The sequence below is a fragment of the Actinomycetes bacterium genome (assembly GCA_035489715.1).
Lineage (GTDB): Bacteria > Actinomycetota > Actinomycetes > JACCUZ01 > JACCUZ01 > DATHAP01.
Genome location: DATHAP010000199.1, coordinates 1 through 9,890, shown reverse-complemented (window position 1 = coordinate 9,890; position 9,890 = coordinate 1). Strand labels below are relative to the sequence as shown.

Annotated in this window: 11 protein-coding genes; 4 read left to right on the top strand and 7 right to left on the bottom strand. The window is 73.1% G+C overall.

Annotated elements, in window-relative coordinates:
• Positions 1 to 607 (top strand): hypothetical protein (locus tag VK640_16030; protein HTE74685.1); only part of this gene is annotated, 607 nt, incomplete at its 5' end.
• 226 nt (positions 608 to 833) lie between these two features.
• Here VK640_16030 and VK640_16025 read toward each other — a convergent pair.
• Genes VK640_16025 through VK640_16010 form a run of 4 tightly spaced genes read right to left on the bottom strand, consistent with a single transcriptional unit; the run spans position 834 to position 5,827 of the window.
• Positions 834 to 1,775: a phosphatase PAP2 family protein gene (locus VK640_16025; protein HTE74684.1), complete on the bottom strand. Its 942-nt coding sequence runs from the start codon at positions 1,773 to 1,775 to the stop codon at positions 834 to 836.
• Positions 1,776 to 1,807: 32 nt separating this feature from the next.
• Positions 1,808 to 4,540, bottom strand: a complete 2,733-nt coding sequence (locus VK640_16020; protein ID HTE74683.1) for a LuxR C-terminal-related transcriptional regulator — start codon at positions 4,538 to 4,540, stop codon at positions 1,808 to 1,810.
• 40 nt (positions 4,541 to 4,580) lie between these two features.
• The gene (locus tag VK640_16015) at positions 4,581 to 4,841 is read right to left on the bottom strand and encodes a hypothetical protein (protein HTE74682.1); all 261 of its coding nucleotides are present in this window, start codon (positions 4,839 to 4,841) and stop codon (positions 4,581 to 4,583) included.
• A 56-nt stretch (positions 4,842 to 4,897) separates the two neighbouring features.
• Positions 4,898 to 5,827, bottom strand: coding sequence for an NAD(P)/FAD-dependent oxidoreductase (locus tag VK640_16010; GenBank protein ID HTE74681.1), 930 nt, complete (start codon positions 5,825 to 5,827; stop codon positions 4,898 to 4,900).
• Between the two features lie 77 nt (positions 5,828 to 5,904).
• Between VK640_16010 and VK640_16005 the strand changes: the two genes are divergently transcribed.
• Positions 5,905 to 6,501, top strand: a complete 597-nt coding sequence (locus VK640_16005) for an XRE family transcriptional regulator (protein HTE74680.1) — start codon at positions 5,905 to 5,907, stop codon at positions 6,499 to 6,501.
• Positions 6,502 to 6,540: 39 nt separating this feature from the next.
• Here VK640_16005 and VK640_16000 read toward each other — a convergent pair whose 3' ends face one another.
• The 3 genes from VK640_16000 to VK640_15990 all read right to left on the bottom strand — a co-directional run bounded on the left by VK640_16000 (position 6,541) and on the right by VK640_15990 (position 7,831).
• Positions 6,541 to 6,681, bottom strand: coding sequence for a hypothetical protein (locus VK640_16000; GenBank protein ID HTE74679.1), 141 nt, complete (start codon positions 6,679 to 6,681; stop codon positions 6,541 to 6,543).
• A gap of 108 nt (positions 6,682 to 6,789) precedes the next feature.
• Positions 6,790 to 7,578 (bottom strand): methyltransferase domain-containing protein, encoded by a 789-nt coding sequence (locus VK640_15995; GenBank protein HTE74678.1) that lies wholly within the window; start codon positions 7,576 to 7,578, stop codon positions 6,790 to 6,792.
• Positions 7,579 to 7,645: 67 nt separating this feature from the next.
• Positions 7,646 to 7,831 carry a DUF1918 domain-containing protein gene (locus tag VK640_15990; GenBank protein HTE74677.1) on the bottom strand — a complete coding sequence of 62 codons (186 nt, stop codon included), beginning with the start codon at positions 7,829 to 7,831 and terminating at the stop codon, positions 7,646 to 7,648.
• A 117-nt stretch (positions 7,832 to 7,948) separates the two neighbouring features.
• On the opposite strand from VK640_15990, the gene VK640_15985 reads away from it, so the two are divergent.
• Together VK640_15985 and VK640_15980 are read left to right on the top strand one after the other, a co-directional pair.
• Positions 7,949 to 9,040, top strand: coding sequence for a zinc-dependent alcohol dehydrogenase family protein (locus VK640_15985; GenBank protein ID HTE74676.1), 1,092 nt, complete (start codon positions 7,949 to 7,951; stop codon positions 9,038 to 9,040).
• A gap of 248 nt (positions 9,041 to 9,288) precedes the next feature.
• Entirely contained in the window at positions 9,289 to 9,774 is a 486-nt protein-coding gene (locus VK640_15980; protein HTE74675.1) for a hypothetical protein, read from the top strand.
• Positions 9,775 to 9,890: the final 116 nt, after the last annotated feature.

Here is a 9,890-nt window from a genome sequence, read left to right as displayed (position 1 = left end):
GGAGACCTGGCAGGTTCTGGCGGAGAAAGCCATGGAACTCGCCGAGCGCGGGGGTGACGCCTGGACGGTGGCAATGGTTCTCAACGACACGGCTGCTGGCGCCGTGCTCCACGACATCACCGCGGGACGGGACGTGTTGATCCCAGCGGCTCTACGGCCGCTACGTGAGGCCGTACTACTCGCTCGCTCGACCGGGGACCTTTACCTGGTGGCCCTGGCTCTGGACAGCCTCGCTCTCGTTGAGGCGAGGAGCGGTCACCACGAGGCTGCGCTCGAGCATTGGACTGAGTGCCTGCTCGATCTGGGTGACGTCATCGACCCGACAACAGCAGCGACCTGCATCGAAGGATTGGCCCAGCTCGCCCTCCTACGAGGTCACCCCGAGCGGTGCTTGAGTCTTCTGGTAGCCAGCGCCGCACATCGCGCTCGACACGACGTCGCTCCCTCGCCCATCTGGGCAGAGATCGTTGCGGCCACGTCCGCTTCCGCCGTGGCCGAGTTGCCAGCCGGAGCCATCGAGGCGGCTGCTAGGTCTGGCGAAGACCTCGCCTGGGCCGACATGGTCCACCTCGGACTCGAAGGCGTAACCAGGGTGGCTTCGGCGTAACACACCGTCCTGCCCCCAGCACGCAGGGCCGACACGTTGGAGCAGAACGGGGTCGGGTGGCCAACCATCCCGGACAGTCCCGTCGGGCGTCTGACGTCCCCGTCGGAGGCGCCGGCGATCACGAGCGTGTCTGAGAGGCTCGCCGTCAGTCGCCACGGCTCGTCATCGACTCCTGGCGTGATCGTGAGCACCACAGCATCATCTTCTGACCGTCTGGTGCTCACGATCATGAGACCGCGCTGGCGCCGGAGTCATGGCGGCGTTCCCACCACGAACAGCCCCAGAGCACCATGCCCGCGGCGGCGAAGCCCGCGAGGATGTCCACGACGTAGTGCTCGGCGTAGTACACGAGCATGAACGACATCGCGGCCGGATAGAGCAGCAGCAGCCAGCGCGCGGCGCTGCGCAGCCGGGAGATGCCGTAGACGGCAACCAGCAGCGCGACGCCGGCGTGCAACGAGGGCATCGCGGCCACCGGGTTGCCGACGGCGGACAGCTTCTGGTGGAAGTTGCCGTCGCGCAGGTCGTGCCATCCACGACCGGTGATCCGCGAGATGTCGTCGGTGATCAGTCCGTCCTGCGACGCCAGCCACGGCGGGGCCATCGGGTAGGTGACGTAGACGACCAGCGCCAGGATGTTGAGCGACAGGTAGCGGCGCATGAAGCGCACCCACGACGCCCGGTTGCGCACCCACAGAACGCCCGCGATGGACAGGGCGACCACGAAGTGCGAGTAGTAGACCGTCGTGAGCACGACGTCGTACCACCGGGGTGACGCGCTGCGCAGGCACGGGTCGCCGCACAGCCTCCCCTGCAGCCACTCGGTGGGAAGCGTCCCGCCGAACATCGCGCGGTCGGCCTCGATCGGCGTGGTGACGTGCACGGAGGTGAACGACAGGTCGTCGGCCAGGCCGCGGCTGTAGAGGTAGACGGTCAGCGCCAGCAGGGGCAGCGACCAGTCCCGCGCAAAGTCGAGGTGCGCGCGCAGGGGCGCTTGGACGTTCCATGCGATCGTCGCCAGCCAGATCCAGCCGAAGGCCGGCAGCGCCTGCCTCGGGATGCCCATGACGGCGATCCAGGCGCCCAGCGCCACGACGTACGCCAGCATGCTGGCGAGACGAAGCAGTCGCGGCGCCACGGTGCGCGTCTCGACCTGCAGCTCCCCCACGCCGTTCACCCTCGCACGACGAGGAGCGCCCGTCAGCCGCGTCGCTGGCCGAGGAGGAGGTTGAGCTGCTGCGCCTGCCGGACCGCGGCCCGGCGGCTGGTGACGCCGAGCTTGGCGTAGATGTTCTTCGTGTGGGTGCGCATCGTGTTCAGCGACACCGACAGCTGGCGGGCGATGTCGGGGCCCCCCAGGTCACTGCCGAGGAGCCGCAGGACGTCGAGCTCGCGCTCACTGAGCGGGTCGACCAGGGCCTGCGCGGCGGGCCGCGCACCGTCGTCAGGAGCGGTGGCTGCGAGCAGCCGGCGCACGTACGCCCCGGACGCCCCCTGTCGGGCGAGCGCCCTGAGCAGCGCCGCCATCGGGGCTCCCTCGTCGGCGAAGATGCGCAGGTAGTCCTCGGGCTCGGCGAGCGTGACGGCGCGTCCCAGCGCCTCGGTCGCTGCCGGTACGTCGCGGCCGGCGTGGTGCGCGAGCGCCTGCAGGACGAGCAGCTCGATGACGGTGCCGGTGCGCCCGCCGGAGCCGGCTGCGGCCAGCAGGCGCCCGACCAGCTCGTGGAGCTCGGACAGCGCGGTGGCATCGCCGCGGCCCGACGCGTGGGCGAGCAGCAGCCGGGCGAGGGTGACGTGCTCGTACTCGCGGAGGTAGGACAGCTCGTCGGCCGACGAGAGCCGGCGCTCCGCGGCCCACGCCTCGGCCCGGTCCAGCTCGCCCCGCCGGATCCGGAGCCGGGCCCGGACCGCGGGCACCGGCCGCACGTCCGGTGAGTAGTCGCCGTTGTAGACCCGCTCCGCCTCGTCCAGCAGGAGCAGCGCGTCGTCGAGGTGGCCTCCGATCTCACGCAGTCGGGCGGTGACGACCCTCGACCGGTACGCGTTCTGCGGCAGCCACAGCGGCTCCCCCAGCGTCTGGCTCTCGGCCAGCTGGTCCTCGGCCCCCGCCAGGTCGCCGCGCTCGAGCAGCACGCTCGCCGCGCCGACGTGCATGTCGGCGGCGCCGCGCACCGGCTCCGCGCTCGTGGACGCCGCCAGGTCGAGGCCCTGCCGGTAGGTGCGGAGCGCGTCGCCGAGCCGGCCCTGCGTCTGGCAGATGTCGCCGAGCGTGATGCTGCAGCCCAGCACGTCGGCGACGAAGCCGATGCTGCGCAGACCGGCGACGGACTCGGTGTAGGCCGCGTGGGCGCTGCCCAGGTCGCCCGAGGCCCAGGCTGCGAGCCCGCCGAGGGCCCCGGCGCCGGCCCGCACCAGGCCCTCGTCGGGTGGTGCCGTTGCGAGCGCCTCGCGGGAGTGCCGGACCGTGCCCTCGAGGTCGCCGGCGTGGAGCGCGAGCGCGGCCCGGTACATCTCGATGGAGGCCGGCAGCGCCCGGTAGGCGTCGAGGTCGACGACCACGAAGCCCGGCGGCGGCGTCTCCGGCCAGCTGCCGTCGTCCCTGCGCAGCGAGCGCTCGACGGCCGACAGCCGGTCGCCGACGCTGGCGAAGTCCGACACCTGGGCCAGCGTCCCGGCGAACGTGACCGCGAGCACCGGCCGCGACTCCAGCACGTCGTCGGGCAGCGCCTGCAGCCACCGGGCCCGCTCCGCCTCCCGCCGCTCACGGCCCATCCGCGGCATGGCCGGCTCCATCAGGTCCGCCGCCCGTGAGGTGTCCCCGGCGGCCAGCGCGTGGCTGACCGCTTGCGAGGTGTCGCCCTCGGCCTCGAACCAGGTGCTGGCCCGTCGGTGCAGCTCCGGCGCGCGATCCGGGCGCACCTCGCGCAGGTGCGCGCGGAGGACGTCGGCGAAGAGGTGGTGGTAGCGGTACCACTGGCGCCGGTCGTCGAGCGGCACGACGAAGAGGTTGGCCCGCTCGAGCGCGACCAGGGTCGCCTTGCCGTCGTCCCGGCCGGTGACCGCGTCGCAGAGCGGGCCGCCGAGGCGCTCGAGGATCGACGTCTTCAGCAAGAAGTCGCGTACGTCGTCGGGCTGGCGGGCCAGGACCTCCTCGGCCAGGTAGTCGACGACGTACCTGTCGTCGCCCGCGAAGCCGGCGATGAACGACGCGGCGTCGTCGCGACCCTGCATCGAGAGCGCTGCGAGCTGCAGCGCGGCGATCCAGCCCTCGGTCCTGCCGTCGAGAGCCGCGACCTGCGCGTCGCTCAGCGTGAGACCCATCGACTGGTTGAAATAGGCCGCCGCCTCGTCGACGGTGAAGCGCAGGTCGGCCGCTCGCACCTCACGAAGCTGGCCGCGGGCGCGCATCCGGGCCAGCGGCAGGGGCGGGTCGGCCCTCGTCGCCAGCACGAGGTGCAGTTCAGGCGGCTGGTGCTCGATCAGGAACGTCACCGCATCGTGCACCTCCGGTGCCGAGACCAGGTGGTAGTCGTCGAGGACGAGCACGAGCTGCGTCGGCAGCCGGTCGAGCTCGTTGACCAGGGTGGTGAGCGCCGCCTCCGTCGACGGCGACGACGACGACAGCTGCTGCAGCGCCCCGGTGCCGACGGTGTCGGTGGCTGCGCCGACCGCACTGACGAGGTAGGCCAGGAACTGCGGCAGGTCGTCGTCGCTCTCCTCCAGCGACAGCCACCCGACGGCCGTGCCGTCGCCGGCCAGCGCGGCCAGCCACTCGGCGAGCAGGGTCGTCTTGCCGAAGCCGGCCGGCGCGGCCACCACGGTCAGCGGCGGCAGGTCGGCGGCCACCAGTCCGGTCATCAGCCGGGGCCGCGCCACCGTGCCCTGCCGGGCCCGTGGCACCCGGTACTTGCTCTCCAGGAGGGTGGCCACCATGTCCCCATGGTGGCTCAGACGACCGCCGTCGGGGGGGATGTCAGCGAGCAGCCGATCGCACCAGCAAGCGTGCACGCAGCCGGTGCAGCTGCGGCATCAGGCCGTAGATGACGATCGGCACCGCGACCGTGGCCAGAGTGAAGGTGCGCAGAACCGGCGACAGGTCGGCGAGCCAGTCACCGAGGACCAGGTTGAGCACGGTGAGCGTCGGGAAGACGGCCAGCCAGATCATCAGTGCCAGCTGGTGCTTGCTCGGCGGGCCGACCGGGGCGGGTCGCGGCCGGCTCGGGGTCTCGGACATGCGTTCTCCTCGGGTTCTCGGGTGGGTGGGTCGGTGACGGCGCGGGTAAGTGCCGGTCAGCCGGCGGGCAGCGACGTACGGACTGCTGCGCGGACGTCGTCCGCGACAAGGTCGGCGTTGACGGCGATCGCGGCGGCCGATCCCTCGCCCGCGGCGGTGACGACCTGGGCCCGCGGGTTGCCGACGTTGCCGGCGACCCACACGCCGGGGACGCTGGTGCACCCGGTGTCGTCCTTGACCACCCAGCCGTCTGCGCCCAGGTCGCACCCGAGGGCCTCGAGCAGCGCGTCGTTCGGCTCGAAACGTGGCGGGACGAACAGCGCGTCGCGCGAGACCTGGCGGCCGTCGGCCAGCTCGACGCCCCCGAGCACGTCGTCGGTGACCGCGACGGAGGTGACCTCCCCCTCGACGACCTCGATCCGCCGGGCGGCCAGCTCGGTCTGCTGGGCGTCGGTCAGCGTGTCCGGCGGGACGAACAGCACCACGTCGGAGGACCACTGGCGCACGATCTGCGCGTAGTCGATCGAAGCCGCCGACGCGTTGCCCAGCACGCCGAGTCGGCGGTCCCGGACCTCCCAGCCGTGGCAGTAGGGGCAGTGCAGGACGTCGCGCGCCCACCGCTGCTGCAAGCCGTCGACATCAGGCAGCACGTCGCGCAGGCCGGTCGCGACGACCAGCCGTCGCGCCGACACCCGCGAGCTGCCGGCCAGCCGCAGCTCGAAGCCGTCGCCGACGCGCTCGACGTCGACGACGGCGTCCGCGACCAGGGTGCTTCCGTAGCGGGCGACCTCCTTGCCCCCGGTGGCCAGCAGCTCGCTCGGCGGCAGCCCGTCGCGGGAGAGGAAGCCGTGCATGTGGGCGGCGGCGGCGTTGCGCGGGGCGCCCGCGTCGACCACCAGCACCCGACGGCGGGCCCGGGACAGCACCAGGGCCGCCGAGAGCCCGGCGGCTCCCCCGCCCACGACCACCACGTCGTACTCCTCCATGCCCGGCAGCGTGCGGGACCGTTCCGGTTCCATCAACCCTCGTTGCCGTTTCTGGGAACGACGCGAAGGATCGGAGGGTGGACGACACGACAACACTGATCGCGGACGCCCTGGACCAGGTGGGCCCGCGGCTCAAGCAGCTCCGCCAGCAGCGCGGCGTCACCTTGACCTCGCTCGCGGCCTCGACCGGCATCTCCAAGAGCACGCTGTCGCGGTTGGAGACCGGCCACCGGCGGCCGAGCCTGGAGCTGCTCCTCCCCCTGGCGCACGCCTACCGGGTCCCCCTCGACGAACTCGTGGGAGCGCCGGAGGTCGGCGACCCCCGGGTCCGGCTGAAGCCACGGCGGGTGAACGGGCGCACCGTCATCTCGCTGACCCGGTCACCGGGCGGCGTGCAGGCCTGGAAGATCGTGATCCCGACGTCGAAGAACAAGCCGGAGCTGAAGGCGCACGAGGGCTACGAGTGGCTGTACGTCCTCGCCGGCCGGATGCGGCTGGTGCTGGCCGACCACGACCTGGTCCTGGGGCCGGGCGAGGTCGCCGAGTTCGACACCCGGGTTCCGCATTGGTTCGGCAGCACCGGCAGCGAGACCGCTGAGGTGCTCAGCGTGTTCGGCCCCCAGGGTGAGCGGATGCACACGACCGCCAAGCCGCACGCCGGGCGGAGCGGCTGACGGCGACCCGGCCGACAGTCGGCCGGGAATCCGCCGGCGTCACCCGATCAGCACGCCGACCACGAGGAGGAGGAAGCACAGCGCGCACATCCAGACCATCGTCTGGCGGTTCTCCTTGGCCGCGTCGGCCGGGTCGAGGGGCGGTAGGTCCCACGGGCGGTTCGTCGGGATGTGGCTCATGGCGCCCCCTGGACCTCGACGGCTCGACGGCCGTACTCCCCTCACGGTGGCATCCGACGAATTCCCTGTCCAGGCCCCGATTCGGGCGGGCGCGTGAGCGTCCGTGCGTCAGGCGACCGTGCCGCGGGCCACCCACGCGCGGGCGGTGAGCGGGACCGAGCCGTCGTCCGCCACAGGCAGCCGTGCGACGACCGCGGCCCGCAACGCTTCCCGTGTGTCAGGGGGCAGCGAGCAGACGTAAGCCGGCGCCGGGAACTGCCCAGCCAGGAAGGGCGACCAGTAGTCGTCGACGTCCCGGAACACCGTGGGGACCACGACCTCGTCGACGTCGACCGACCGGAGGCCGGCGTCCTGGAACGCCTCGCGCAGAGGACGCGGCCGGCACAGCGGGAAGCGTCTGCCCTCGTCGTGCGAAGCGGCGCCCTCGGGGTCCACCTGCAGCGCCGCGTCGAAGAGGTGGCGCACCATCGCCATCCCCTCGCCGTAGTCCCAGACGTAGGCGCCGACGGTGCCGTCGGACCGGGCCGCGTCCCGCATCGAGGCGAGCGCCCGGCCAGGGTCGGGCACGAAGTTCAGCACCAGACCGCCCACCACGACGTCGACCGACGCCGGCTCCACCGGCAGCGCGTCGGCGGCACCGACCTCGAAGCTGGCCCGCGGGTCCGTAACCCGTCGCCGCGCGTCCGCGACGAAGCCGTCCGAGGGGTCGACCCCGAGGACGGAGGCGGGCGCGCAGCGGTCCAGGACCGCCTGGGTCAGCACGCCGGTGCCGCACCCGATGTCCAGCCAGCGGCCGCCGGCCGGCGGGTCCAGCCAGGCGACGTACTCCGGTGCGACCAGCCGGCTCCACCGGCCCATGTACGCCTCGTAGAGGTCCCCGCCGCGCCACGACTCCACGGTCCGACCCTGACCGACGGCGCGGCACGGGTCAACGCCCGACGGCCGTCCGGGGGCGCCACCCGGGCTACGTGTGGCGGATCTCAGCGTCCGGGCCCGGGAAGACCAGCGCCTCGTGGCCGGTGTCCGACCACCGCACCAGGAACGGCGGTCCGCCGTCCGAGCCGCGCACCTCCAGCACCTCGCCGTCCCGCACCGGCTCGTCGACGTGCGTGCTGTGCACGATGATCCGGTCACCCACCGTGGCCTGCATCGGGCCCTCCTCACTCCCCCACGCCACCGTGCCCGCCCGCGGCGACCGCCACAAGGGTCTTTCGGCTCGGGTCGTCGCGCCCGGCGGGGCTGGCCCCGCGGCGCGCGAGGGTGTGGCATGACGGGCGAGCAGGAGAAGCGGGCGAGTGGAGGGGCGATGACCGACCGGGCGCGGCCGAGCCGGGACGACGTACCGATGACGACCCGGGCGTGGTCCTTCGACCGGCCGGCACCGGCGGCCGAGGGCCGGCTGACCCTCGGTGTGCGCGAGCTGCCGCCGGTGGCCGGCGGCGACGTACGGCTGCGGGTGAGCGCGTGCGGCCTCTGCCGCACCGACCTGCACCTGGTCGAGGGCGACCTGCCGGTACGTCGCGCCGCAACCATCCCCGGCCACCAGGTGGTCGGCCGGGTCGTCGCCCTGGGCTCCGGTGTCGACGACCTGGCTCTCGGCGACCGGGTCGGCATCGCCTGGCTGCGCCGCACCTGCGGGATCTGCCGCTGGTGCCGGACCGGCCGGGAGAACCTGTGCCCGCGCTCGGAGTACACCGGGTGGGACGCCGACGGCGGGCTCGCCGACGTCGCCGACGTGCCGGCCGCCTACGCCTACCGGCTTCCGGAGGATCCGCCGGACGAGCAGCTCGCGCCGCTGCTGTGCGCCGGCATCATCGGCTACCGGGCACTGCGACGGGCCGCGCTCCCGCCGGGGGGCCGCCTGGGCATCTACGGCTTCGGCTCCAGCGCGCACATCACCGCGCAGCTCGCGATGGCCGAGGGGGCCGAGGTGCACGTGCTGACCCGCGGCCCGGGCAACCGGGCCCTGGCCGAGGAGCTCGGAGCGGCGTCGGTGGGCGCGGCCGACGCCAGCCCGCCGGTGCCGCTGGACTCGGCCATCCTGTTCGCCCCGGCGGGCGAGCTGGTGCCGGTCGCCCTCGCCGCCCTGGACCGGGGTGGCACGCTGGCCGTGGCCGGGATCCACCTCAGCGACGTCCCCCCGCTGGACTACGAGCGGCACCTCTTCTACGAGCGCGACCTGCGCAGCGTCACCTCCAACACCCGCCAGGACGGAACCGAGCTGCTGGCGCTGGCCTCCCGGGCGGGCGTCGCGGGTGTCAGGGTGCACACGACGACCTACGACTTCGCCGACACCGACCGGGCCGTGCAGGACATGGCCGCCGGCCGGGTCAGCGGGTCGGCGGTGGTCGTCCTCTGATCATGTCGACGGGACCGCGTTCAGCCGGCGTCTGACCTGGGTAGCAGCGCTGCGGGGCCGGTTCGACCAGGACACCGGCCGACCCAGGTCCGGCACGACCGGACCATGAACGGGGGCTCCACAAGTCCGCGCGCACCCGCAGCCGGCTCGCCGCCGGGGCTCTCCCGATCACCTCGGCGCTCCTGCTCACCGGCTGCGGGGGCGAGGTCGACGCCGCCGCACCGCTCGAGGGACTCACCGCCGACCAGGTGCTCAAGAAGTCGGAGAAAGCCGCCCGTGCCGCCTCCTCCGTGCACGTCGACGCGGACATCACCGACGACGACGTCGAGCTGTCCATCGACATGCGCATGCAGTCGGACGGCAAGCGCGCCGCGGGATCGATCTCGTCCGACGGCCAGACCGTCCAGGTCCGGGTGCTCGACCAGGCGGTCTACTTCAAGAGGGACCGCGACTTCTGGGTCGACGCGGCCAACGCGGAGGCGGCCGAGCTGTTCACCGGCAAGTGGGTCAAGGGCCGCACCGTCGACAGGCAGGAGACGGCGGGCCTCCGGGAGAAGGGGACCGAGGACCCCGGCACGCTGTACGTCGCCCAGTCGGACAAGCCCTACCCGCTGCTGGTCGTCCCGGACGACGAAGCCGAAGGCCAGGCCGCGTTCTCCGAGTGGGACGAGGCGGTCGACGTGACGGCACCTCCGGAGGATCAGGTCGTCGACATCGACGAGCTTCGCCAGTAGCCCGCCCACTGGGGTGCCCGCCACAGCTGCCGCGGGACCGACCGGCCGTCACTAGCCTGGTCCCGTGCCGGACCCACCCCGCGAGCTGCGCGTCGTCCTGACCGTGCCGGACCACG

Excerpts from the sequence above, each read along its gene's own strand:
- VK640_16000 (HTE74679.1), bottom strand. The coding sequence starts at position 6,681 with ATGAGCCACATCCCGACGAACCGCCCGTGGGACCTACCGCCCCTCGAC.
- VK640_15985 (HTE74676.1), top strand. The coding sequence starts at position 7,949 with ATGACGGGCGAGCAGGAGAAGCGGGCGAGTGGAGGGGCGATGACCGAC.
- VK640_15990 (HTE74677.1), bottom strand. The coding sequence starts at position 7,831 with ATGCAGGCCACGGTGGGTGACCGGATCATCGTGCACAGCACGCACGTC.
- VK640_16015 (HTE74682.1), bottom strand. The coding sequence starts at position 4,841 with ATGTCCGAGACCCCGAGCCGGCCGCGACCCGCCCCGGTCGGCCCGCCG.
- VK640_16020 (HTE74683.1), bottom strand. The coding sequence starts at position 4,540 with ATGGTGGCCACCCTCCTGGAGAGCAAGTACCGGGTGCCACGGGCCCGG.
- VK640_16010 (HTE74681.1), bottom strand. The coding sequence starts at position 5,827 with ATGGAGGAGTACGACGTGGTGGTCGTGGGCGGGGGAGCCGCCGGGCTC.